At 72.3% G+C, this 24,175-nt stretch carries 18 protein-coding genes; 11 read left to right on the top strand and 7 right to left on the bottom strand.

The genetic code is table 11. From position 1 onward, the window contains the following. Nucleotides 1-354 precede the first annotated feature (354 nt). On the top strand, nt 355-891 hold the full coding sequence (locus ACZ4E1_RS09315) for a hypothetical protein (protein WP_467537351.1): 537 nt from the start codon (nt 355-357) through the stop codon (nt 889-891). 289 nt (nt 892-1,180) lie between these two features. Here ACZ4E1_RS09315 and gcl read toward each other — a convergent pair whose 3' ends face one another. Further along, a complete protein-coding gene (gcl, locus tag ACZ4E1_RS09310) occupies nt 1,181-2,959 on the bottom strand; it encodes a glyoxylate carboligase (RefSeq protein WP_467537615.1) in 1,779 nt (592 codons plus the stop codon). A gap of 314 nt (nt 2,960-3,273) precedes the next feature. Between gcl and ACZ4E1_RS09305 the strand changes: the two genes are divergently transcribed. Next, on the top strand, nt 3,274-3,969 hold the full coding sequence (locus ACZ4E1_RS09305) for a hypothetical protein (RefSeq protein WP_467537350.1): 696 nt from the start codon (nt 3,274-3,276) through the stop codon (nt 3,967-3,969). A gap of 26 nt (nt 3,970-3,995) precedes the next feature. Continuing rightward, on the top strand, nt 3,996-4,502 hold the full coding sequence (locus ACZ4E1_RS09300) for a GNAT family N-acetyltransferase (RefSeq protein ID WP_467537349.1): 507 nt from the start codon (nt 3,996-3,998) through the stop codon (nt 4,500-4,502). A gap of 31 nt (nt 4,503-4,533) precedes the next feature. Here the strand turns inward: ACZ4E1_RS09300 and ACZ4E1_RS09295 are convergent, their stop codons facing one another. Together ACZ4E1_RS09295 and ACZ4E1_RS09290 are read right to left on the bottom strand one after the other, a co-directional pair. Next, the gene (locus ACZ4E1_RS09295) at nt 4,534-6,141 is read right to left on the bottom strand and encodes an AMP-binding protein (protein WP_467537348.1); all 1,608 of its coding nucleotides are present in this window, start codon (nt 6,139-6,141) and stop codon (nt 4,534-4,536) included. Next, the gene (locus ACZ4E1_RS09290) at nt 6,138-7,823 is read right to left on the bottom strand and encodes an AMP-binding protein (RefSeq protein ID WP_467537346.1); all 1,686 of its coding nucleotides are present in this window, start codon (nt 7,821-7,823) and stop codon (nt 6,138-6,140) included. Before ACZ4E1_RS09290 ends, ACZ4E1_RS09295 begins: the two co-directional genes overlap by 4 nt. A gap of 157 nt (nt 7,824-7,980) precedes the next feature. Between ACZ4E1_RS09290 and ACZ4E1_RS09285 the strand changes: the two genes are divergently transcribed. Both ACZ4E1_RS09285 and ACZ4E1_RS09280 read left to right on the top strand, forming a co-directional pair. After that, on the top strand, nt 7,981-8,814 hold the full coding sequence (locus ACZ4E1_RS09285) for a helix-turn-helix transcriptional regulator (protein ID WP_467537345.1): 834 nt from the start codon (nt 7,981-7,983) through the stop codon (nt 8,812-8,814). A gap of 50 nt (nt 8,815-8,864) precedes the next feature. Then, complete coding sequence (locus ACZ4E1_RS09280; protein WP_467537613.1) at nt 8,865-9,473, top strand: LysE family translocator; 609 nt, start codon at nt 8,865-8,867, stop codon at nt 9,471-9,473. A 24-nt stretch (nt 9,474-9,497) separates the two neighbouring features. On the opposite strand, the gene ACZ4E1_RS09275 is transcribed toward ACZ4E1_RS09280, so the two are convergent. Beyond that, nucleotides 9,498-10,598, bottom strand: coding sequence for a winged helix DNA-binding domain-containing protein (locus tag ACZ4E1_RS09275; protein WP_467537344.1), 1,101 nt, complete (start codon nt 10,596-10,598; stop codon nt 9,498-9,500). A 113-nt stretch (nt 10,599-10,711) separates the two neighbouring features. On the opposite strand from ACZ4E1_RS09275, the gene ACZ4E1_RS09270 reads away from it, so the two are divergent. After that, entirely contained in the window at nt 10,712-11,872 is a 1,161-nt protein-coding gene (locus ACZ4E1_RS09270; RefSeq protein ID WP_467537343.1) for a magnesium and cobalt transport protein CorA, read from the top strand. A gap of 174 nt (nt 11,873-12,046) precedes the next feature. On the opposite strand, the gene ACZ4E1_RS09265 is transcribed toward ACZ4E1_RS09270, so the two are convergent. The 3 genes from ACZ4E1_RS09265 to gudD all read right to left on the bottom strand — a co-directional run bounded on the left by ACZ4E1_RS09265 (nt 12,047) and on the right by gudD (nt 16,731). Further along, nucleotides 12,047-13,864 carry a TerD family protein gene (locus tag ACZ4E1_RS09265; RefSeq protein ID WP_467537341.1) on the bottom strand — a complete coding sequence of 606 codons (1,818 nt, stop codon included), beginning with the start codon at nt 13,862-13,864 and terminating at the stop codon, nt 12,047-12,049. A 90-nt stretch (nt 13,865-13,954) separates the two neighbouring features. Further along, a complete protein-coding gene (locus tag ACZ4E1_RS09260) occupies nt 13,955-15,277 on the bottom strand; it encodes a GntT/GntP/DsdX family permease (protein ID WP_467537339.1) in 1,323 nt (440 codons plus the stop codon). A 107-nt stretch (nt 15,278-15,384) separates the two neighbouring features. Beyond that, nucleotides 15,385-16,731, bottom strand: a complete 1,347-nt coding sequence (gene gudD / locus ACZ4E1_RS09255; protein ID WP_467537337.1) for a glucarate dehydratase — start codon at nt 16,729-16,731, stop codon at nt 15,385-15,387. Nucleotides 16,732-17,156: 425 nt separating this feature from the next. Between gudD and ACZ4E1_RS09250 the strand changes: the two genes are divergently transcribed. The 5 genes from ACZ4E1_RS09250 (at nt 17,157) to ACZ4E1_RS09230 (ending at nt 24,173) form a co-directional block, all read left to right on the top strand. After that, complete coding sequence (locus ACZ4E1_RS09250) at nt 17,157-18,638, top strand: sugar transferase (RefSeq protein WP_467537335.1); 1,482 nt, start codon at nt 17,157-17,159, stop codon at nt 18,636-18,638. A 79-nt stretch (nt 18,639-18,717) separates the two neighbouring features. After that, nucleotides 18,718-20,034, top strand: coding sequence for a nucleotide sugar dehydrogenase (locus ACZ4E1_RS09245; RefSeq protein ID WP_467537334.1), 1,317 nt, complete (start codon nt 18,718-18,720; stop codon nt 20,032-20,034). Between the two features lies 1 nt (nt 20,035). After that, nucleotides 20,036-21,286 (top strand): glycosyltransferase family 4 protein, encoded by a 1,251-nt coding sequence (locus ACZ4E1_RS09240; RefSeq protein WP_467537331.1) that lies wholly within the window; start codon nt 20,036-20,038, stop codon nt 21,284-21,286. Then, nucleotides 21,283-22,653, top strand: coding sequence for a Wzz/FepE/Etk N-terminal domain-containing protein (locus tag ACZ4E1_RS09235; protein WP_467537330.1), 1,371 nt, complete (start codon nt 21,283-21,285; stop codon nt 22,651-22,653). The genes ACZ4E1_RS09240 and ACZ4E1_RS09235 overlap by 4 nt, the downstream gene beginning before the upstream one ends. Further along, the gene (locus ACZ4E1_RS09230; RefSeq protein WP_467537328.1) at nt 22,650-24,173 is read left to right on the top strand and encodes a Wzz/FepE/Etk N-terminal domain-containing protein; all 1,524 of its coding nucleotides are present in this window, start codon (nt 22,650-22,652) and stop codon (nt 24,171-24,173) included. Before ACZ4E1_RS09235 ends, ACZ4E1_RS09230 begins: the two co-directional genes overlap by 4 nt. The last annotated feature ends 2 nt before the right edge of the window (nt 24,174-24,175 follow it).

Genomic DNA, 24,175 nt, shown 5'->3' with positions numbered 1-24,175 from the left:
GATCGCGGCGGCTCGTGCGAGCCAGTGCGGTGGTGAAAGTTTTCCGGGCCCCCTTTCGACCTGAGGAAGGATGCCCGGGGAGCCGTCGCACAGCCGCCGCGGTCCCAGCCGACTCCCCCGCCCTCCGCGGCGGGTTCTCTGCTCCGTCCGGCGGCGCGCATGCATGTTTCGCCAGTCGCCCGCCGTCGGACGGCAACCACCTCCCGAACCAGAGCCCCGGGTACGACGGTCCGTACCCGGGGCTCTTTTCCGCGTTCTGCGCCTTGAGCCTCAGGCCCGTCTCCGCCGCGCGGGGGAGGCGGTTCGACGCCTTGGCGGACGCCGTGCGCGGCGCCGCGCGGGAGCGTAAGAGGCATGACGACGACGGCAGTTCACCTCTCCCCCGCCCGTGTGACGGAGCGTCCCGTGCCTCGCTGGGCCGAGCGGGTCGCCCATCTGATCCCGCTCGTGCTGCTCCCCCAGTGCCTGTGGCGGCTGCCGTTCGCGTTCGGCTTCGACATGGGCACGGGCAACGGCTCCATCGGCAGCCTCTGGCTCTCCGTGCCGTACATCTTCGGGCTCAGCCTGCTCACCGAGGCGCTGGCGCTGCTCTGCTTCGGGCTCGTACGGGGGTGGGGCGAGCGGGTGCCGTCCTGGATCCCGCTGGTGGGCGGGCGGCGGCTGCCCGTGCCGGTGGTCGTGGTGCCGGCGCTGCTCGGTGGGCTCGGGGCCACGGTGTTGTGGGGCGGGTTCCTGCTCAGCGTCCTGGGTGTACCCGGGTACGAGGCGCCGCCGGCGGACGGTCCGGGGTGGGAGCTCCTGTTCCACGTCTGCGTGTTGCCTGCGACGCTCTGGGGGCCCTTGGTGCTGGCGCTGACCGGACAGTACGTCCTGCGCCGTCGCCGGGCCTGACCCGCCCACGGAGTGGGGTCCCCCGGCCGTCGGGCGACCACCGGCCGGCGGGGGCTGGTCGCGCAGTTCCCCGCGCCCCTGGAAGGCACACTTCGTGCGCCCCAGGGGCCCGCCGGTCGCGCCCCGCGACGGAGTCGCTGATCGGGCACAGCCCCGCGCCCCTGAAATGCAGGCACTGCGCGACCAGCCCCCACCGGGGCGCACCCTGCGACGAACGGGAAAAGGGTGGGCCCCGGTTCCGTAGAACCGGGGCCCACCCTTGCTACCCGCCCCCCGCAGGGGCTCGGGATCAGACCTTCAGCGGACGGATGGCCGTCGGCGCGTGGCCCGGCTCCGTCGCGAGCTCCTCGAATTCCTTGACCGCGCTGATGTCGGCCGTGGGGCTCATCGCGATGTTCGTGATGCGCTCCAGGATCGCCTCGACGACGACCGGCACCTGGTGCTCCTGCGCGAGCTTCTTGGCCCGCTCCAGGGCCTCGCCCAGCTCGTTCGGGTCGGTGACCCGGATCGCCTTGCAGCCCAGGCCCTCGGCGACCTTGACGTGGTCGACGCCGTAGACACCCAGCTCGGGGCTGTTCTGGTTCTCGAACTCCAGGTTGACCTGGAAGTTGATGTCCAGGCCGATCTGGGCCTGGCGGATCAGGCCCAGGTAGGCGTTGTTGACCAGGACGTGGACGTACGGGATGCGGTGCTGCGCACCGACCGCCAGCTCCTCGATCATGAACTGGAAGTCGTAGTCACCGGAGAGGGCGACGACCTGGGTGTCCGGGTCGGCCTTGGCGACGCCCAGCGCGGCCGGGATCGTCCAGCCGAGCGGGCCGGCCTGGCCGCAGTTGATCCAGTGGCGCGGCTTGTAGACGTGGAGCATCTGGGCGCCCGCGATCTGCGACAGACCGATGGTCGTGACGTAGCGCGTGTCCCGGCCGAACGCCTTGTTCATCTCCTCGTAGACGCGCTGCGGCTTCATGGGGATGTTGTCGAAGTGCGTGCGGCGCTGCAGGGTCTCCTTGCGCTCCAGGTGGGAGGCGACCCAGGCGGAGCGGTCGGGCAGCTTGCCCGCGGCCTTGAGCTCCTTGGCGACCTCGACGAACAGCTCGAGGGCGGCCTTGGCGTCGGAGGTGATCCCGTAGTCCGGCGCGAAGATCTTGCCGATCTGGGTCGGCTCGATGTCGACGTGGACGAAGGTGCGGCCCTCGCGGTAGACGTCCAGCTTGTAACCGGTGTGACGGTTGGCCCAGCGGTTGCCGATGCCGAGGACGAAGTCCGACTCCAGGAACGTGGCGTTGCCGTAGCGGTGACCGGTCTGCTGGCCGACCATGCCCGCGTTCAGGTCGTGGTCGTCCGGGATGGTGCCCCAGCCCATGAGCGTGGGCACGACGGGCGTGTTGGTGATCTCGGCGAACTCGACCAGCAGGTCGGAGGCGTCGGCGTTGATGATGCCGCCGCCGGCGACGATCAGCGGACGCTCGGACTCGACGAGGAGCTTGATCGCCTTCTCGATCTGGGCCCGCGTCGCGGCCGGCTTGTAGACCGGCAGCGGCTCGTAGGTCTCCGGGTCGAACTCGATCTCGGTCTGCTGGACGTCGATCGGCAGGTCGATGAGGACCGGGCCGGGACGGCCGGAGCGCATCAGGTGGAAGGCCTGCTGGAAGACGCCGGGGACCTGCGCGGCCTCCAGGACGGTGACGGCCATCTTGGAGACGGACTTGGCGATCGTGGCGATGTCGACGGCCTGGAAGTCCTCCTTGTGCAGGAGGTGGCTCGGCGCCTGGCCGGTGATGCACAGGATCGGGATGGAGTCACCGATCGCGGAGTACAGACCGGTGATCATGTCGGTGCCGGCGGGGCCGGACGTACCGATGCAGACACCGATGTTGCCCGGGTTGGCCCGCGTGTAGCCCTCCGCCATGTGCGAGGCGCCCTCGACGTGACGGGCGAGGGTGTGGTCGATGCCGCCGCTCGCCTTGAGCTCCTTGTAGAAGGGGTTGATGGCGGCACCGGGCACGCCGAACGCGTTGCTGACGCCTTCGCGCTTGAGGATCTCAACGGCCGCGCGGGCGGCGGTCATACGAGCCATGAGTGCTCTCCCGACTTGTGCTGTGACTGCTGTGTCTGTGTCCGGCTGTCGGATTCGCGCTCCCGTCGCGCCCCCGCGGCGAGCTGTGAAGTCCGTTTACTGCTTCGTCGTGCTGTTTCGTATTGCTTCGCTCAGCCCCAGCCCCTCATCACTTCCATGATGCGGAAACTAGGTTCTGCTATATGGAAGCAATGTAGAGGGGGGTCTCGGAGGCCGTCAAGGTGGATGATGAGACTCACGTCGTCGCGGAGGGCTACGCAATCCGCAGCGGAATCCTTGGGGCAGCAGGGCGGAGGGGGTGTTTCATGGCCGAGCGGGTGCACGTCAGATGTCCGGCCTGCCGGCGCGAGCACCTTTTCGCGCCCCCGGTTCTCCCCTGCGCCTGCGGCGCGCCCGTGGCCCCGCCGGTGGTGCGCGGCGCCGATCCGGAGCCGGTGAGCGAGCGGACCTGGGCCGACGACTGGGTCACCCTGCGCTGCCCCGTGTGCGGCCGGCACGACCGCTGGCCACGCCCCGAGCTGGGCTGCGACTGCGGCACCCTGCTGCGCGTCCCCGTCCAGGGCGACCCCGCCCCCGTGGCCCCCGCCCACATCCCACTGCCGCGCACGGCGCCCGCGCCCCGGGCCGCGTTCCAGCCCGTCGCCATCCGCACCGCACGCGACGCCGTCACGGCCGCCGCCCTCTATCTGCGCTGGCTCGGTTACGGGGACGTGCGCCGCGCCGACCAGCGCCCGCCCTCCGGCGTCGGGCTCGCCGCGCGCGGGGTCGTCGCCCAGGTCGAGCCGTCGGTGCGGCCCGCGACCCTGCGCGACGTGGAGTGCCTGTGGCTCCAGGCGATGACGGAGTCGGCGGCCTGCGTCTACTTCTCGCTGGCCGGATACGCGGACACGGCCCGCAGCCGCGCGGACGAGCTCGGCGTCCCGCTGTTCGTCCTGGACCTCGCGGGCGTGCCGCAGCCGGTGAACAGCCCGGCGGACGAACTCCTCGCGGGCGGCGCGTAGCGGTCCTGCGGCTTCATACTGGGCCGGTGATCATCCGTAGCGCCGAGTCGGCGGACCTGCCGCGGCTCCAGGACATCGAGGTGGCCGCGGGCGAGCTGTTCCGCCCGCTCGGCATGACGAGCGTGGCCGACGACGAGCCGCCCGCGCTCGCCGAACTGGAGCGGCTGCGGCAGGAGGGCGAGGCCTGGGTCGCGGCCGGGGACGACGGGACACCGGTCGCCTATCTCGTCGCGGAGGACGTGGACGGCGCGCTGCACATCGAGCAGGTCACCGTGCACCCGGAGGCCGCCCGGCGCGGCATCGGCCGGGCCCTGATCGAGCGGGCCGCCGTCCGGGCGGGCGAGCGAGGGCTGCCGGCGCTCACCCTCACCACGTTCCGGGACGTGCCGTGGAACGCTCCGTACTACGCGCGGCTCGGCTTCCGCGTGCTCGCGCGGGATGAGCTGACCGAGGGGCTCGTGCGGATCCGCGCGGCCGAGGCGGCGCACGGCCTCGACCGCTGGCCCCGGGTGTGCATGCGGCGGGACCTGTGAAGGCCCCGCCGCACCGACGCCCGTACGGGAGCTACTCCCCGTAGCCCTCGCGGAGTTCGATCTTGCGAACCTTGCCGCTGACCGTCATCGGGAAGGAGTCGAGGATCCGCAGCCGGCTCGGCACCTTGTAGTGGGCGAGCCGGTCCTTGCAGTACGCGCGCAGCTCGTCGAGGGTCAGCCCCTGTTCCGGGTCGCGCAGGATGACGCAGGCGAGGACCTCCTCCCCGTACTTCTCGTCGGGGACGCCCACGACCTGCACGTCGGCGATCCTCGGGTGCGCGTAGAGGAACTCCTCGACCTCGCGCGGATAGATGTTCTCCCCGCCGCGGATGATCATGTCCTTGATGCGGCCCACGATCTGCGCGTAGCCGTCCTCGCGGAGCACCGCGAGGTCGCCGGTGTGCATCCAGCGGCCCGCGTCGACGGCCTCGGCGGTCTTCTCGGCCTCCTCCCAGTAGCCGAGCATCACGCTGTAGCCGCGGGTGCACAGCTCGCCCGCCTCGCCGCGCGGCAGCGTGACGCCGGTGACCGGGTCGACGACCTTGACCTCGATGTGCGGCAGGACCCGGCCGACGGTGCCGGTGCGGCGCTCCAGGTCGTCGTCGCGGCGGGTCTGCAGCGACACCGGGGAGGTCTCCGTCATGCCGTAGCAGATGGACACCTCGGCCATGTGCATCTCGGCGACGACCCGCTTCATCACCTCGACCGGGCAGGGCGAGCCCGCCATGATGCCGGTGCGCAGGCTGCTCAGGTCGTAGGAGGCGAAGTCGGGCAGGTTCAGCTCGGCGATGAACATCGTGGGCACCCCGTACAGCGAGGTGCAGCGCTCGTCCTGGACGGCGCGCAGGGTCGCCGCCGGTTCGAAGGACGGCGCGGGGATGACGATGCAGGCGCCGTGCGAGGTGGCGCCCAGGTTGCCCATGACCATGCCGAAGCAGTGGTAGAAGGGCACCGGCAGACAGACCCGGTCCTCCTCGGTGTAGGCGATGGTCTCGCCCACCCAGAAGCCGTTGTTCAGGATGTTGTGGTGGGAGAGCGTGGCGCCCTTCGGGAAGCCGGTGGTGCCCGAGGTGTACTGGATGTTGATCGGGTCGTCGCAGCTCAGCTCGGCCTCGCGGGCCGTGAGCCGGTCCCGGTCCGCGGCGCTGCCCGCCGCGACGAGCGCGTCCCAGCTGTCCTCGCCGATGAACACCCGCTCGCGCAGCGCCGGGCACTCCCCCGCGACCTGGCGGACCAGCTCGCGGTAGTCGGTGCCCTTGTGTCCGGTCGAGGCGACCAGCACGGAGATGCCGGACTGCCTGAGCACGTAGGCCAGTTCGTGGGCGCGGTAGGCCGGGTTGATGTTGACCATGATCGCGCCGATGCGGGCGGTGGCGTACTGGACGAGGACCCACTCGGCGCAGTTGACGGCCCAGATGCCGACCCGGTCGCCCTTGGCGACGCCGCGCGCGAGCAGGCCGAGGGCGAGCCGCTCGACGTCGGCGCCCAGCTCCGCGTACGTCCAGCGGCGGCCGGACGGCACGTCGACGAGCGCCTCGCGCTCCGGGAAGGCGTCCACGGCGCGCTGGAGATTGGCGCCGATGGTGTCGCCGAGCAGCGGCTGCTCGGCCACCCCGTGCGCGTAGGACAGTTCGGTCACCGGAAGTCCTCCTCGCGGTACTCGGCGGACGACCCGGCGGCCGTCGCCTCGCGCAGCTCGATCCGGCGGATCTTGCCGGAGACGGTCTTGGGCAGCTCTCCGAACTCGATCCGGCGCAGCCGCTTGTACGGGGCGAGGACGGCGCGGGAGTGCTCGAAGAGGAGCTTCGCGGTGTCCGGACCCGGCTCGTAGCCCTCGGCGAGCACGACGTACGCCTTCGGGACGGCGAGCCGCAGCTCGTCCGGCGCGGGCACGACGGCCGCCTCGGCGACCGCCTCGTGCTCCAGCAGGGCGCTCTCCAGCTCGAAGGGGCTGATCTTGTAGTCGCTGGCCTTGAAGACGTCGTCGGCGCGGCCCACGTAGGTGAGATAGCCGTCGGCGTCGCGGGAGCCGATGTCGCCGGTGCGGTAGTAGCCGCCCGCCATGGCCTCGGCGGTGCGCTCGGGGTCGCCGTGGTAGCCGACCATGAGGCCGACGGGGTGGGCGGACAGGTCGAGGCTGATCTCGCCCTCGTCGGCGCCGGGCGCGCCGGTGACCGGGTCGAGGAGCTCGACCTTGAAGCCGGGGCTGGGGCGGCCCATGGAGCCGGACTTGAGGACCTGGCCCGGGCTGTTGGACACCTGCACCGCGGTCTCGGTCTGGCCGAAGCCGTCCCGGATCGTCACGTTCCAGGCCCGCTTGACCTGCTCGATGACCTCGGGGTTGAGCGGCTCGCCCGCGGCGACGACCTCGCGGGGCGGGGTGCGCAGCTGGGTGAGGTCGGCCTGGATGAGCATGCGCCACACGGTGGGCGGGGCGCAGAAGGAGGTGACGCCCGCGCGGTCCATCGCGGCCATCAGCTTCCCGGCGTCGAAGCGCGTGTAGTTGTACAGGAAGACGGTCGCCTCGGCGTTCCACGGGGCGAAGAAGTTGGACCAGGCGTGCTTGGCCCAGCCCGGCGAGGAGATGTTGAGGTGCACGTCGCCGGGGCGCAGGCCGATCCAGTACATGGTGGCGAGGTGGCCGACCGGGTACGAGACGTGGGTGTGCTCGACGAGCTTGGGGCGGGCCGTCGTGCCGGAGGTGAAGTACAGCAGCAGCGCGTCGTCGGCGAGGGTCTCCCCGTCGGGGGTGAAGGTGTCGTCGGCGCCCGCGCTGTCCTCGTACGCGGACCAGCCCTCGGCGGGTGTCCGGGAGCCGACGACGGTCCGCGTGTAGTCGCCGGAGACCTCGGCGAACTTGGCGACGTCCTCGGGGCGGACGATGACGTGCCGGGCGCGGCCGCGCTCGACACGGTCGGTGAGGTCGGCGGGGCCGAGCAGCGGCGTCGCGGGGATGACGACGGCGCGCAGCTTCATCGCGGCGAGCATCACCTCCCACAGTTCGACCTGGTTGCCGAGCATGAGCAGGACGCGGTCACCGGCGCCGACGCCCCGCTCGCGCAGCCAGTTCGCGACCTGGTTCGAGCGGCGGCGCAGGGTGTCGAAGGAGAAGCGGGCCTCGTCGCCGGCCTCCTCCACGATGTGCAGGGCCGTCTTCTCGTTGCCGTCGGCGATGACGTCGAACCAGTCGAGAGCCCAGTTGAACCGGCCGGGGCGGGGCCAGGCGAAGCCCTCGTAGGCGGACTCGTAGTCGCGGGCGTGCTCCAGCAGGAAGTCGCGGGCCGTGCGGAACTGCTCCGTGGGTCCGTGTCCCGTCGTCATGTGCGCTCCTGTCGTTCGCTTGTCCCGCGCCGTCGCTCTTGTCCCGCGCCATTGCGGACCGTGCCCGCCATCGTGTAATCCGTGACGCAGGTCTCACTACCCCCGAACGGGGGTGAACGCGGCAGGGAACTCCGGATCAGGACCTGGGAGGGTGACGGTGAGCGCAGAGGCGGCCGACGCGGTCGAGCTACGCGCCGCACTGGTGCGGCTGCGCCGGGGCACGGGGCTGCCCGTGGCGTTCGGCGGCATCGTCGCGACGCCGGGGCAGGTGCGGATCGCCGAGCTGAGCGGCGCGGCGACGAACGCGCTGCGCGGCCTCGCGATCGTCGCGGGCAACGGGCTGGGCGGCAAGGCGCTGTCCCTGGCCCGGGCCTGCGCGGTCACCGACTACCGGGACTCTCGGCACATCAGCCACGAGTACGACGGCGCCGTCGAGGCGGAGGGCCTGCGCTCGGTCCTCGCGGTCCCCGTCGTCGTGCGCCGCCGGGTGCGCGGCGTCCTGTACGGGGCGCTGCGCTCGGCCCAGCCGCTGGGCGACCGGGCGCTCGGCGCGGCGGTGGCGGCGGCGCGGGACGTGGAGCAGGCCCTCGTCGTACGGGACGAGGCACACTCCCTGCTGGCCGCGGCGGCGGCGCCGGTGGCCGCCGGGCCCGGGGCCTGGGAGGAGGTCCGCGAGGCGCACGGCGCGCTGCGGGCCCTCGCACCGAAGATCGTGGACCCGGTGCTGCGGGCCGAACTGCTCGCGGTGTGCGGGAGGCTGGCCTCGGCGGCGTCCCCGGTGGAGCGGGAGGCGCCGGTGGTGCTCGCGCCGCGCGAGGTGGACGTCCTCACCTGTGTGGCGGCCGGCGCGACGAACGCGGTGACGGCCGATCGGCTCGGGCTGCGCCCGGAGACCGTGAAGGGCTATCTTCGGTCAGCCATGCGGAAGCTGGGGGCGCACACGCGGGGCGAGGCGGTCGCGACCGCGCGCCGGGCGGGGCTGCTGCCCTGATCTGAGGGGGTACCGAGGTGTCGACGGATCGGATCCTGGCGTTCGCGGCGATGTCGCTGCTCGTCATCGTCATTCCGGGGCCGAGCGTGCTGTTCGTGATCGGACGGGCGCTCGCGCACGGCCGGCGCACGGCGGTGGCGACGGCCCTGGGCAATGTGTTCGGGTCGTACCTGCTGGTCGTGGCGGTGGCGCTGGGGATCGGCTCGCTGGTCGAGCGCTCGGCGACGCTGTTCGTCGCGGTGAAGCTGGCCGGTGCGGCGTATCTGGTGTGGCTGGGGATCCAGGCGTTCCGGCACCGGCACGCGATGAAGGCCGCGGACATCCAGGGCCCGGCCGGTCCCGCGCGCGGCGATCTGCGCACGCTGCTCGACGGGGCCCTGGTCGGGGTGACGAATCCGAAGGGGATCGTGTTCTTCGCGGCGGTGCTGCCGCAGTTCGTGGACCACACGGCCGGCCGGGTGCCCGCGCAGATGCTGCTGCTCGGGCTGATCCCGATCGGCATCGGCCTGGTCACGGACACGCTGTGGGGGCTGACGGCGTCGGCGGCGCGGAACTGGTTCGCGCGCTCGGACCGGCGTCTGTCGCTGATCGGCGGCACGGGTGGCTTCGCGCTGATCGGGCTCGGCGTGACGGTGGCGGCGACGGGCCGCGCCGACTGACGGTCCGGTCCTCCTGGGCGGGCGCTACTTCCGTACGGTGCCGAAGTCGACGGTGACGGGACCCGGGGCCTCCAGGACTTCGGCGGTGCGCTCGGCCTCGGCGACGAGCTCCTCGCGCTGGGCGCGGGTCGGGCTGGCGAAGGGCTGCAGGGTGATCCGGGTGCCGTCGGCGGACTCCTTGAGGCTCCACAGGCCGGCCAGGAAGCCGTCGAGGAGGAAGGTCAGATAGGCCGTGTTGACCTGCCAGTTGAGCCCCTTGTCCGCAGCGTGCACGACGCGGGTGCGGTCGGCGTGCGAGAGCAGCAGGTTGTCGAACTCGGCGAGCAGCCGGGGCGGCGCGGGCACGTCCTCGTCGGGGCGCGGCGCGTCGGGCAGGTCGAACAGCTCGACGCCGTGCTCGTCACGGAAGGTCACGAGGCGGTCCCGCAGCCGCTCGAAGGCCGGCTTGGTGCGGGTCAGCCCGGCCCACTGCTGGAAGTCCTTGACGGAGGCGGGGCCGAACGCGCCGAGGTAGCGCAGGATCGTCCCCTCGAGCTCGGGCGGTTCGACGGCGTCCCGGTCCAGCCAGTGCTCGGCCGTCGTCAGGTGCACCCCGCCGCTGCGGCGCCACAGGCCGCGCGGGGTGACCTGGACCAGCGGCAGGGAACAGCGCGCGGCGATCATCAGCGCCTGCGGGTCCGCCTCCGGCCACTCCTGGAGCAGCCGCTCCCGGATCTCCTTCGGGCTGCGCGGCGCCTCCTCCACGTAGGGGCGGGTCAGGGCCCTCAGCCGGTCGAGATCCACCCCCACGAGCCCCTTGCGGAAGATCTTCAGCTCGCGGTCGCGCGCGTCCTGCACCAGCGGGCGCAGCGTCATGCAGTCGTCGGCGGTGTGCAGATGGATGGTCGAGCGCAGGGTGACGAGCCGGGCGACCCTCCGCTGTTCGAGGGCGTCGGACAGGGCGGCGGGGGTGAAGCCGTCGAGGCGGGCGGCGAGCGCGAGATACGGCGGGCGCACCTCCTGCGCCTGGAGTCCCACCAGATGCGCGACGGCGGCCTCGACCGTCATCGGGCTGCGGCGCAGCAGGAGTTGGCGCTCCAGAGTGGCCCGTCCCAGGGCGCGGGTGGTGATCGGCTTCGTCGTCATACGGGGACCGTAACGGGAACGAGGACAGCTGGTGTCCTCGATGCACCGACCTGATCGGGTCACTTTCGCTGGTTACGCTGCCCAGGGACCGGACGGCGGCGGAAGGAGCGGGCATGGTGCGGCGGCAGGGGCGGACGGGCGAGGGCGGCGGCGGGGCGCGCCGGTACTCCTGGCGCCGAGGCCCGGCGCCGGAACCGTCGGCGCGACCGGCACCCGCGCCCGCCGACGCCCCGGCGCCGCCGCGCGAACCGGCGGACAGCGTCGTGCACGCGGCGCTGTACCGCGACGGGGTCCGGGTGGCGAGCCCCGAGTCCCTGACGGACACGTACCGCCAGCTGCGCGAGCGCCCGCACACGATGGCGTGGATCGGCCTGGCCCGCCCGACCGAGGCCGAACTGAAGTCGCTGGCCGCCGAGTTCGACCTGCACGAGCTCGCCGTCGAGGACGCCCTCGAAGCACACCAGCGCCCCAAGCTGGAGCGCTACGGCGAGACCCTGTTCGTCGTCCTGCGGGCCGCCCGCTATCTCGACGCGCCGGAGGAGGTGGACTTCGGCGAGCTGCACGTCTTCGTCGGCCCCGACTTCCTCATCACGGTCCGGCACGCCGCGGCCCCCGACCTCTCCTCCGTCCGCCGCCGCATGGAGGCCAGCCCCGACCTGTTGCGGCTCGGCCCGGAGGCGGTCCTGTACGCGATCCTGGACGCCGTCGTCGACGGCTACGCGCCGGTCGTCGACGGCGTCCAGAACGACATCGACGAGATCGAGACCGAGGTCTTCTCCGGCGCCCCCGAGGTGTCCCGCCGCATCTACGAACTCTCCCGCGAGATGGTCGAGTTCCAGCGCGCGACGCGCCCCCTGGTCGGCATGCTGCACGGCCTGATGGCGGGCTTCGCGAAGTACGGCACGGACGAGGAACTCCAGCGCTACCTGCGCGACGTCGCCGACCACGTCACCCACACCAGCGAACGCGTCGACGGCTTCCGCCAGGCCCTGGCCGACATCCTGACGGTGAACGCGACGCTCGTCACGCAGCAGCAGAACGCGGAGATGAAGGCGATGGCGGAGGCCGGCTTCGAGCAGAACGAGGAGATCAAGAAGATCTCGGCGTGGGCGGCGATTCTCTTTGCGCCCACACTCGTGGGAACCATTTATGGCATGAACTTCGACAACATGCCGGAGCTCGGCTGGACCTTCGGCTACCCCTTCGCGATCGGCCTGATGGGCGTGGTCTGCGTCAGCCTGTACGTGATCTTCAAGCGGCGGGGGTGGTTGTGACGGCCGCGCCCCTCACCGGAAGGGGCGTGGTCCGGGCGGCGACGTCGCCGGAGACCAGCCGGTTCTCCGGACTCGAACGGCATTCGGCCCTCACCGACCTCGCGGATCGCTTCGCGCGACTCCGCACCCTCAACAGGGGCCACCTGTGAGCCGGGGCCGCCGCGCCGCTCGCTGTCATGCGGCGACATCGACTCCGTAGCCCCGCGCCAGGTCGGCCAGGCCGTGGTCGTAGCCCTGGCCGACGGCGCGCAGACGCCAGGCTTCTCCTCTGCGGTACAGCTCCGCGAGGATCATGGTGCGCTCGCTGGTCGCGGCGTCCAGCGTGGCGCGGGCCGTCGGGGCCGCGCCGATGCCGCGCGTGGCGGTGATCTCGATCGCGCCGACGTCGGAGAAGGTCGCCGCGCCGTCGATGGCGGCGGCGATGACGATTCTCCGGACCTCCAGGGGCAGGCCGTCCAGGTCGGCGGTGACGGACTGTTCCGTCGGGCCGTCCGTGGCCAGGCGGACGGTGCCGTCGGGGTGTTCGGGCGCACCGTAGAAGACGAAGTCCTCGTCCCCTGCCACCTGTTCCCGCGCGTCGACCGCGAAGGCCACGACGTCCACGTCCGAGGCGGTCTGCTGACGCCACGACGCCGATACCGTCCACGGCGTGCCGGTGTCGGTCAGATCGATCACAGCGCCTCGGACCAGGACGGCGGACGTGTCCGGCGCGGGTTCCGCTGCGGGGGTGGGGGCGAGGAGCCAGGCGGTGTCGTGGACGGGCAGACCGAGTGCGGTGACGCGTCGCATCCGTCTGTCCGCCTCGCCGCCGGGCAGAACGACGATGTCGGTCACGCTCGCGGAGAGATTGACCGCCGCCGAGGCCCCCAGAGCGACAGCGAGCACACGCGCCTCGGCAGCCTCGTCGTGGGTGCCGCCGAGGACCAGGACCCTGCGCCCGGTGAGCGGCCGGCCCGTGGGGGCGTCGGGTCGGCTCGGTGCGGCGGTCCGCTGTGCCGGGACCTCCGGCGAAGGCTCAGGCGCAACGGTGGGTTCCGTCGCAGGCGGCCGTTCAGTGGGGCGCTGGCGCGCCGTTCCCTTGGTCTGCCCCGGCCGCACCCTCTCCAGCAGGCGCAGATAGGCCGCCTCGTCCACCAGCGGCACTCTTTCGGTCGCCGCTCGCTTCAGCTTGGTGGACCCGGCTCCCGGGTCGTTCGTGACGACGACGCCGGTCTGGCCGCTGACGGAGGTCATCACGTTCAGCCCGGCCGCGACGGAGCGGGCGACGAGTTCCTCGCGGGACAGCCCTGTCTCCCCCGTGATGGCGACCTTCATGCCCTGTACGAGTGGCCCGCCGGGCGTCAGCCGGCCCGGGTTCCGGTACGGACAGGGCGTCTTGGGGACGTACGGCTTGTAGTCCTGGCGGGGCGGGCACTCCAACAGGGGGAGCGACAGGCCCAGTTGCTCGGCGGCGGCCAGCGAACCGCGCAGAATGCCGGAGAGCACCCGTACGTCGTCCTGTGCGTCGTGCGCCTTCAGTTGCCGCACCCCGTAGTGCTCGGCGAGCGTGCCGAGCTTGAGGTCGGACGTCGGGGGCCCTACGAGGCGGTTGAGCGCCAGTGTGCACAGCCTTCGGCCGACCGGCACCCAGGACCGGACGCGGGCGAACTCGTGCGCCAGGAAGTCGTAGTCGAACTGCGCGTTGTGCGCGACGAGGACGCGACCGCCCAGCAGCGCGCCCACCTCGGGCGCGATGTCCTCGAAGGTGGGCGCGCCCGCGAGCCGGGCGGAGGTCAGACCGTGGACGTGCACCGGGCCCGGGTCGCAGCCCGGATCGAGCAGGGTGGAGAACTCGCCCGTCCGGTTGCCGTGCGCGTCGAGGGTGAGGATCGCCAGGGACAGCACACGGTCCCGGCCGGGCCTGAGCCCTGACGTCTCCACGTCCACCAGCGCCCAGTCGTGGAAGTACTCGGGAAGCGTGGGCCACTTCGGACGCGACGACAGCAGGGCCATACGGGCTCCCCTCCCCCGGGTGCGACCGCCTGCACACCCTCTCCACAGTGAACTGGCAGGATTTTCACATATTCCGGCGGAGCGCGGCGGTCACATCACCGCGTTCAGCGCCAGCACCCCGCCCAGCCCCAGCAGCGCCAGCACCGTCGTGTACGTGGTGCGGGCCTTGAGGGCGTCCGGGACCGAGAGGTTGAAGTACTCCTTGAACATCCAGAAGCCGGGGTCGTTGACGTGGGAGAAGGCGATCGAGCCGCAGGAGACGGCCAGGACCATCAGTTCGGGGGACGTGCCGCTGCCGGCGACCATGGGGGCCACGATGCCGGCGGCGGTGGAGACGGCGACCGTGGCGGAGCCGAGGGCGATGCGCAGGATCACGGCGATCAGCCAGGCCAGGAGGAGCGGGGAGACGGACCAGTGGGCGGTGGTGTCCTTGATGTAGTCGGAGATGCCGCCTTCGACGAGGACGTTCTTGTAGGCACCGCCGGCCGCGATGACCAGCATGATCATGGCCATCGACCTGGCGGCGTCGGCGCAGGACGTGGCGAGGTCCTTCAGGGAGCGGCCGGCGCGGGGGCCGAAGACGTACATGGCGAGCAGCAGGGTCAGCAGCAGCGCGAACTCGGGGGAACCGGCGAACGTGATCACGCCCATGCCCGGGGCGTGGTCGTCGAGGGACATCTCGGCGACGGCCGCGCCGGCGATGAGGACGACGGGGAGCAGCGCCACGGTGAGGGACCAGAGCGTGCCCGGCAGTTCGTCCTCCTCGAAGACGCGCTCGGTGACGAGCCCGGTGGGGATCGACGGGTTCATCCGGCGGACGAACGGCAGCCGGGGCCACACGAGCGCGATCAGGGCGCCGGCCGGGACGGCGATGAAGAGGCCGACGAAGAGCGTCTTGCCGACGGAGGCGTCGAACATCTCGGCGACGGCGGTGGGTCCGGGGTGCGGCGGCAGGAAGCTGTGCATCGTGGAGAGCGCGATGGACATCGGCAGGCCGATCCACAGCAGGTTCTGCCGGGTGACGCGGACCAGGGTGAAGGCGACGGGGACGATGATGACGAAGGCGACCTCGTAGAACATGGTGACGCCGATGAGCATCGCGGTGACCACCATGGCCACCTGCACCCACCGGTCGCCGAACGCCTGGGTCAGCTTGGTGGCGATGCGCTGGGCGGCGCCGGCGTCGCCCATCACCCGCCCGACCATCGCGCCGAGTCCGATCACGGGGAGGGTGCCGGAGAGCTGGTCCCCGATGCCGGTCTCCAGGACGTCGGATATCTCGGTGAGTCCGATGCCCTGGACCACCGCGACGACCGTGGCGACGAGCAGCAGGGCGATGAAGCCGTTGAGCCTCACCTTGGTCATCAGGAACAGCAACGCCACAACACTGAGCGCCACGACGAGCAGGGGCATGTTCGGTTCTCCTACGGCAGGTCGGCTCGGCCGTTTCCGGGCAGGGCTGTGCCGCGGCGCGGCGGCCCGAGGCGGGGGCCGCGCCGCGAGGGGCGGCTGAGGGGGCGTCAGCGCACGAGGGCGGGGCGCTTGGCGTCGAAGGTCCAGCCGGGGATCAGGTACCGCATGCCGGCGGCGTCGTCCCGGCCGCCCAGCCCCAGGGACCGATGGAGCTGATGGGCGGCCTCGACCTGGTCGAGGTCCAACTCGACGCCCAGACCGGGGCGTTCGGGCAGGGCGATGGCGCCGTCCTCGATCGGCAGCGGCTCGCGCGTGAGGCGCTGGCCGTCCTGCCAGATCCAGTGGGTGTCGATGGCGGTGATGTCGCCGGGCGCGGCGGCGGCGACCTGCGTGAACATCGCGAGGGACACGTCGAAGTGGTTGTTGGAGTGCGAACCCCATGTCAGACCCCAGGCCTCGCACAGCTGGGCGACGCGCACCGAGCCGTTCATGGTCCAGAAGTGCGGGTCGGCGAGCGGGATGTCGACGGCGTCGGCCTTCACGGCGTGGCCCAACTGGCGCCAGTCCGTGGCGATCATGTTCGTGGCGGTCCGCAGACCGGTCGCCCGGCGGAATTCGGCCATCACCTCGCGTCCGCTGTAACCGCCCTCCGCGCCGCACGGATCCTCGGCGTACGCGAGGACGTCGCGCAGGGAGCGGCCGATGGCGACGGCCTCGTCGAGCGGCCAGCCGCCGTTGGGGTCGAGGGTGATCCGCGCGTCGGGGAAGCGCTCGGCGAGCGCGGTGACCGCCTCGGCCTCGGCCCATCCGTCGAGGACTCCACCCTTGAGCTTGAAGTCCTGGAACCCGTACCGCAGTTGAGCCGCCTCGGCGAGCGCGACGACGGCCTCGGGGGTGAGCGCCTCCTCGCTGCGCAGTCGCTCCCAGTCGTCCTTCGCCGTCGACTCGTCGCGGTACGGGAGGTCGGTGCGGCGGCGGTCGCCCACGTAGAAGAGGTAGCCGAGGACGGGGACGCTGGTGCGCTGCACCCCCTCGCCGAGCAGGGCGGCGACCGGCACCTCCAGGTACTGGCCGAGCAGGTCGAGCAGGGCCGCCTCGACGGCGGTGACCGCGTGGACGGTGACGCGCAGGTCGAAGGTCTGCGCGCCGCGGCCGCCCGCGTCGCGGTCGCCGAACCGCTCGCGCATCGCCCGGAGCACCGCCTGCGGGTCGCCGACGGGCCGGCCCACGACCAGGTCGCGCGCCTCGTCGAGGGTGCCGCGGATGGCCTCGCCGCCGGGGACCTCGCCGACGCCCGTACGACCGTCGGAGTCGGTGAGGATCACCAGGTTCCGGGTGAAGTACGGGGCGTGGGCGCCGCTGAGGTTCAGCAGCATGCTGTCCTGGCCGGCGACCGGGACGACCCGCATCGAGGCGACGACGGGCGTTCCGGAGTGCGGGGCGGGTGCGTTCACGAGGCGGCGCCTTTCAGAAGGAGTGCGGCCGGCATGCCTTTCCTTGCTGGCGGGAACGTTAGGAGCTTGCCGCGATGCAGGTCCAACACCATTTTGGAATCCTGCGATACCCGGGACGCATCACCGGCGGACCCCCGACGGAGACCCGTTTCGCGGGGTTCCGCCACGGGGGTCAACAGGCGTCATTTTCCGTCTCAAAGCTTCTCCACATTTTCCACACATCACCCCACCAAGCCCGTCCCGATGGTCTAGATTGACCCTGCTTCTGCACTTCGGACATGAAGCGACAAGTGATGATCTATAGGTCCGAGCGCTGTCCGCAGCGCTGAAATAGCCGGGATGTCACATGCGGGAGGCGGGGGCCTCCCGGGGGGCGTACAGAGCTAGTCGCACACTTCACAACCACTGGGAACCTGGGGGGTTCTGTGTGGCAGGGGGGAACTGTCGGCAGCGCCTTGCCGTCAGCGCGGGACGCGCTGACGCACGACGCGTTCGGCCGGACGACGAACGACTGGGAGCAGCGCTACCGCCGCACCGTGATAACCGGCGACACCGTGGCCACGGCCGTGGTGGTGGCGTCGATAGGCAACTTCTTCGGGGCCCGGGACGCGGCCAACTGGCACGAGAAGTGGGGCATCCTCGCCTTCGGCACCTGGCTCCTCGTCCTGGGCGCGTTCACGGTGAGCCGGGCCTGGGCCCCGGCGGTGCTCGGCCAGGGCGCCGAGGAGTTCCGCAGGCTCGGGCGCTCGCTGTTCACGGCGACCGTCGTCCTGGCCCTCGGCGGCATCGCGCTGACCTCGAGGAACATCAAACTCTGGATCTTCGTCGCGATCCCGGCGACGGCGCTGGTCACCATGACCGAGCGGTACCTGCTGCGCCTGTGGCTGCACAAGCAGCGCAAGGAGGGCAGATGCCTGCGCCCGGTGCTCGCCGCCGGAAGCCTCGCCACCGTGCGCGACCTGATCAACCGCACCCGTAAGTTCCCGCACATCGGCTGGCAGGTGGCGGCCGTGTGCACGACGGACGGGCTCGGGCTCGACGGGCACCTGGTGGACGGCGTACCGGTCGTCGGCCGGCTCTCGGACGTCGCCGGGCACGTGTGCCGCGGCGGCTACCGGGTCGTCGCCGTCACCCCGGACCCGCACTGGTCACCGGACCGGCTGCAGCGCCTGGCGTGGAACCTGGAGGGCAGCGACACCGAGATGGTCGTGGCCCCTGTGCTGATGGAGGTGGCGGGACCGCGGCTGCACGTCGACGCGGTCCTCGGCATCCCCCTGCTGCGGGTCAGCATGCCGACGTTCACCGGCGGCCGGCGGGCGGTCAAGGAGGTCGTCGACCGGCTGGGCGCCGCGCTCCTGCTGCTGCTGTTCGCACCGCTGATGGTGCTGGTCGCGCTGCTGGTCCTGGTCGACAGCCGGGGCGGGGCCTTCTACCGCCAGCGCCGGGTCGGCAAGGACGGCCGCGAGTTCACCATCCTCAAGTTCCGCACCATGGTCGCCGGGGCGCACCGGGCCCGGGCGGATCTCGCCGGCCTGAACGAGGGCGCGGGACTGCTGTTCAAGATGCACCGGGATCCGCGGGTGACGCGGGTGGGCACCGTGCTGCGCCGGTACTCGATCGACGAGCTCCCGCAGCTGTTCAACGTGCTCACCGGATCGATGTCGCTCGTCGGACCGCGGCCTCCCCTGCCGGAGGAGTCCGCGGCGTACGGACCGGACATCCGGCGGCGGCTGCTGGTCAAGCCCGGGCTCACCGGCCTGTGGCAGATCAGCGGACGCAGTGACCTCCCGTGGGAGGAGGCCGTGCGTCTCGACCTGCGGTACGTGGAGGACTGGTCGCTCGCCCTCGACACAGTGATCTTGTGGAAGACGCTGCGGGCGGTGCTCCAGGGCCAGGGGGCCTACTGATGCGCGAGAGGCGGCGGCGCCGTCCGACCGGCGCACGGACCGCAGGCCGTGAGGGCCTGCTTGGGGGGAAGGACGCGTCATGAGAGTCAGTGTGTTCGGGCTCGGCTACGTGGGCTGCGTGTCGGCCGCGTGCCTGGCCAGCATGGGACACGAGGTCATCGGGGTCGACGTCAACCAGACGAAGGTCGACCTGGTCAACGCCGGCCGGGCCCCGGTCGTCGAGGAACGCATCGGCGAGCTCACCGCCGAGGTCGTACGGACCGGCGCCCTGCGCGCCACCCGCGACGTCCGCGAGGCGATCCGCGACAGCGAGATATCGCTGATCTGCGTCGGCACGCCCTCGGAGCCCAACGGCAGTCTGTGCACCACCTATCTGGAGCGGGTCACCGAGGAGATCGGCGCCGCGCTCGCCGAGCGCGGCGGCCGGCAGACCGTCGTGTTCCGCAGCACGATGCTCCCCGGCACCTGCCTCGACCTGCTCGTCCCGATCCTGGAGAAGAACGTCGGCGGCACCGCCGGCGTGGACTTCGGGGTCGCGGTCAACCCCGAGTTCCTGCGCGAGGGCACCAGCGTGCGGGACTTCTTCGACCCGCCCAAGACGGTCATCGGCGAACTCGACCCGGCGAGCGGCGACGCGGTCGCGGAGCTCTACAAGGGCCTGCCCGGCGACGTGTTCCGCGTCCAGATCCCCGTCGCCGAGGCGATCAAGTACGCGGACAACTCCTTCCACGGCCTCAAGATCGGCTTCGCCAACGAGCTGGGCGCGGTGTGCCAGGCGCTCGGCGTCGACTCGCACCAGGTCATGGACGTGTTCCTGGCCGACCGCAAGCTGAACATCAGCCCCGCCTATCTGCGGCCCGGCTTCGCCTTCGGCGGCTCCTGCCTGCCCAAGGACCTGCGCAGCCTGGTCCACGCGGCGCAGCGGGCCGACGTCTCCGTCCCCATCCTCGCGCACGTGCTGACCTCCAACTCCGCGCATCTGCAACGGGCGGTGGAGCTGGTCGAGCGCACCGGCAAGCGCAAGGTGGGCCTGTTCGGGCTGTCCTTCAAGCCCGGCACCGACGACCTGCGCGAGAGCCCCCTCGTCGAGCTGGCCGAGCGCCTGTTCGGCAAGGGCTACGAGCTGAAGATCTACGACGCCAACGTGAGCCTGTCCCGGCTGATCGGCGCCAACCGCGAGTACATCGAGAACCGGCTCCCGCATCTCGCGCAGCTCCTCGCCGACTCCGTCGACGAGGTCCTCGACCACGCCGAGGTGTGCCTCGTGGGCACCCGCGACCCCGCCGTCCTCGCCGCGCTGCCGCACGGCGGCGGTCCGGCGATCGTCGATCTCGTCCGCCTCCCCGACGCCGAGGCGCGCCGGGCCGAACCGGGGTACATGGGCCTTGCCTGGTGACATGTCGAACGAGGGAACGGCCGCCCGCGGCGGCCACGGCCGGCGCGCGCTGATCCTCGTGGAGAACCTCTCGGTGCCGTTCGACCGGCGGGTGTGGCAGGAGTGCACGACGCTGCGCGACGCGGGCTGGACGGTGGACGTGATCTGCCCGCAGGGCAGCAAGCGCGACACCGAGCCGGAGGCGGTGATCGACGGGATCCGGATCCACCGCTATCCGCTGCGCGCGGCCACCGGCGGGCCGTCCGGCTATCTGCGCGAGTACGGCTCGGCGCTGTGGCACACCGCGCGGCTGGCCCGCAAGGTCGGCCCGGTGCACGTCGTGCACGCCTGCAACCCGCCGGACCTGCTGTTCCTGCCCGCTCTGATGCTCAAGCGGCGCGGCGCCCGGTTCGTCTTCGACCAGCACGACCTGGTGCCCGAGCTGTACCTCTCCCGCTTCGGCCGCGGCGAGGACCTGCTGTACCGCGCCGTGCTCGGCCTGGAGCGGCTGACCTACCGGGCCGCGGACATCGTGCTCGCCACGAACGAGTCGTACCGGGACGTCGCGGTGCGCCGCGGCGGACAGCGGCCCGAGGACGTGTTCGTGGTGCGCAGCGCGCCGCAGACCGACCGCTTCCAGCCGGTGCCGCCCGAGCCGGAGCTGAAGCGCGGCAAGCCCCATCTGCTGTGCTACCTGGGCGTGATGGGCCCTCAGGACGGGGTCGACTACGCGCTGCGGGCGCTCGCGAAGCTGCGGGACGAGCGGCAGCGGACCGACTGGCACGCGGTGTTCGTCGGGTCCGGCGACGCCTTCGACGCGATGGTCGAACTGTCCCGGGAGCTCGGGCTCGACGGGCAGGTGGAGTTCACCGGCCGGATCCCGGACGCCAACCTGGTGCGGTACCTGTCCACCGCGGACGTGTGCCTCTCCCCCGACCCCTGCAACCCGCTCAACGACGTGTCGACGATGAACAAGGTCCTGGAGTACATGGCGATGGGCCGGCCGATCGTGTCGTTCGACCTGCGCGAGGCGCGGGTCTCCGCCGGTGAGGCCGCGCTCTACGCGTCCGGCGACGACGAGTCCGCGTTCGCCGGACTGATCGAGCGGCTGCTCGACGACCCCGACGAGCGGGCCCGCATGGGCAAGATCGGCCAGGAGCGGATCGGCGGTCCGCTGGCCTGGAGCAACTCGCAGGCCTCGCTGCTCGCCGCGTACGCCGCCGCCTGCCGCAAGCGCCGCGCGCCCCGCATCGGACGGAGGCCACGCCGTTGAACGACGACACGCTGCGCCTGGCCACCGTCGGGCGGATCCTCCGGCGGCGCTGGCGGCTGCTCGCCGTCCTCACCGTGCTGGGCGCGCTGGTCGGTTACGGCACCTCGGTGGTGTTCCCGCCGCGCTACACGGCGTCGGCGTCCGTCCTGCTGCCCGGGCAGTGGGAGGAGCGGGAGCTGCTGACCCAGGTGGACGTCGCGACGAGTTCGGCGGTCGTCGACCGCACCGCCGACGAGCTCGGCTGGAGCGACGTCAGCGGCGAGGAGCTGCGCAAGCGGGTGAGCGCCGAGGCCGCCGACGGCAACATCATCACGATCTCCGGCACCTCCGACACCCCGCGCCACGCGCAGCGGCTCGCCGACGCGATGGCCCAGCAGTTCGTGAAGTTCGCCGCGCGGCTCGCGGGCGGCGCCGCCGACGCCCAGCCGGCGAACGGGCCGGAGGCGCTGCGGCAGAAGGTGGCCGAGACGAACCGCCGCATCACGGAGCTGGCGAACTCCGCCGACCCCGGGCGGACCGTCGAGAGCGTCCAGGCCCGTACGGCGCTGGAGAAGCTGCGCACCTCGCTGGAAGAGGCCATGACGAAGCTGGACCAGGCCGACCCGGCGAACGAGAAGGCCGGCATGGTCGTCATGGGCCCCGCGGCCCGGCCGACGAGCGAGGCGCCCCCGACCCGGGTGCAGCTCGTGGCGGCCGGGGCGCTGCTGTTCCTCCTGCTCGCGATCGTCGGCCATCTCGCCTCGGCGCGGGTGAACCGGCGGCTGCGCACCGAGGAGGAGATCACCGCCGCGCTGGGCTCGGTGCTGCTCGGCACCGTCGACGTGGCGGGTGAGCGGCCCGCGCGGCAGCCCCGGGAGCGCGGCCCGCGGGCGCTGGTGCGGCGGCTGCTCGGCACGGACGTCCGCTGGGACCTGCCGGCCCCGCAGCGCTCCGGCGACGAGGCCGGGCGCCGGGTCCGCTACCGGCGGGTGTGCGCCCGGCTGCGGGAGCAACTGCCCACCGCGCGGCGGCTGCTGCTCGTCGTGCCGGAGGGCGACGAGATCGCCCACCGGGCCGCGGGGCAGCTCGCGGCCGAGGTCAAGGGGGATCCCGTGCTGCGGGTGGTCGAGGTGTCGGTGGACCGGCCGATGGTGCCGGACGCCGATCTGGAGTCCGGGGCCGTCGTGGTGCTCAGCCCGGGCAGCCGCACGGCGGAGGAGCTCGCGGGGATCAGCGGGGCCTGCGCGGACGGCGGGCACGAGGTCGTCGGCGTCGTCGTCGCCGGCGCGGTCCGGGGCGGCCCGGCGCGGGCGGCCGGACACGGGCCCGCGGACGACGCCACCGTGGCGCTCACGGTTCGCCACCACGCGACGGGAGGTTCGGCGTGACGACGAGCACGACGACGGAGGCGCACGAGACCACCGTCCTCCTCGACCTTCAGGGGCTCGTGGTGTCGGTGCGCAGGCGCCGCCGCCTGTGGGCCTCCCTGGCCCTGTTCGGGCTGCTGGTCGGTGCGGCGGTGGCGGTGCTGCTGCCGCCGTCGCCGAGCGCCGCGACGAAGGTCCTGGTCGCGCACGCGGAGGACCAGCCGAACGACACCGGGACGCTGATCCGCACCGACGTGGAGGTCCTGGGCACCACCCGGATCGCGAACGCGGCCCTCAAAGCACTCGGGTCGACCGAGAAGCCCGAGGACTTCCTGCGGGACTATCGGGGCACCGGCCTGACCAACAACGTCCTGCAGATCGACGTGAAGGCCGGTTCCGACGCGCAGGCGGTGGCCCGGGCCCGGGCGCTGGCCGACGCGTTCATCGCGGACCACGTACGGCGGATGCGGGACACCGCGCAGGCCGAGGCCAAGGCGCTGACCGACCAGCGGGACCGCATGCGGACCGAGCTGGAGGAGGTCAACCGGACGATCGGCGACCGCTCTCCGGACAGCGACCCGAAGGCGTCGGCGAGCCTGGAGTCGCTCTTCGCCCGCCGCGCCGAACTCAACTCGCGGATCGCCGACTTCGACCAGCGCGCCGAGGAGGCCCGCATGGGCACGCCCCGGCTCGTCGCCGGGACGCAGATCGTGGACGCACCGCGCGCCGTGCGGCACTCCCTGCCCAAGGCCGTCGCGACGAACGCCGCGATCGGTCTGGTCCTCGGGCTCGTCCTGGGCCTCGCCCTCGCCGCGGTCGGCACCGTGGTCGCGGACCGGCCGGTGCTGCGCCGGGACGTCGCGGCGCATCTGGGGGCCTCGGTCATCGCGGAGCTGCCGCGTCGCACGGGCCGCCGGTGGGAGCGCCGTCGCACCCGAGCGGCGCGCGAGCGGCTGACCACGGCCCTGGCCCGCGCGGCCCGGGACGCGGCGGAGCCGGTGTCACTGCTCGAACTGGGCTGCGCGCGCGGCACGGCCGTCATCGCCCTGGACCTCGCCGACCGGCTGGCGCAGGACGGGCCCGTGGTCATCGTCGACGGGCAGCCGGGGCTCCAGCTCGCGAGCCGGCGCCAGAAGCCGGGCGAGCCGACCGTGGTGAGCGGCGAGCGGGCGGCGAACGTGCCGGACGGGATGCGCCGCATCGGCGTCGGTTCCGTGGCGCCCGGAACGGCGTGGACCGACCTCCAGTACCTGGGCACCCACACCGTGCTCGTGGTGCGGGCCGGGCACGGCAGCGCCGCCTGGCTGCACATCGTGGCGCGGCAGCTCGCCGACCAGCGGATACCGGTCCTGGGTGTGGTGCTCGTCGACCCCGATCCGAAGGACCGGACCGACGGCACGCTGTGGGACGGGCTGCACACGGCGCTGCGCGGCCGCGGCGAGCGGACGGCCCGGCAGAACGGGGCCGGCCGGCGGCGGCCCGAGCGGGCCGCGCCCATGTGGGCCGCACGGGTCCCGGACAACGACCAGGAGGCGCGCTAGGC

The organism is Streptomyces sp. NPDC025806, from assembly GCF_055558275.1.
Note: the sequence above shows the minus strand (reverse complement) of the source record. Positions and strands in the feature narration are given on the sequence as shown.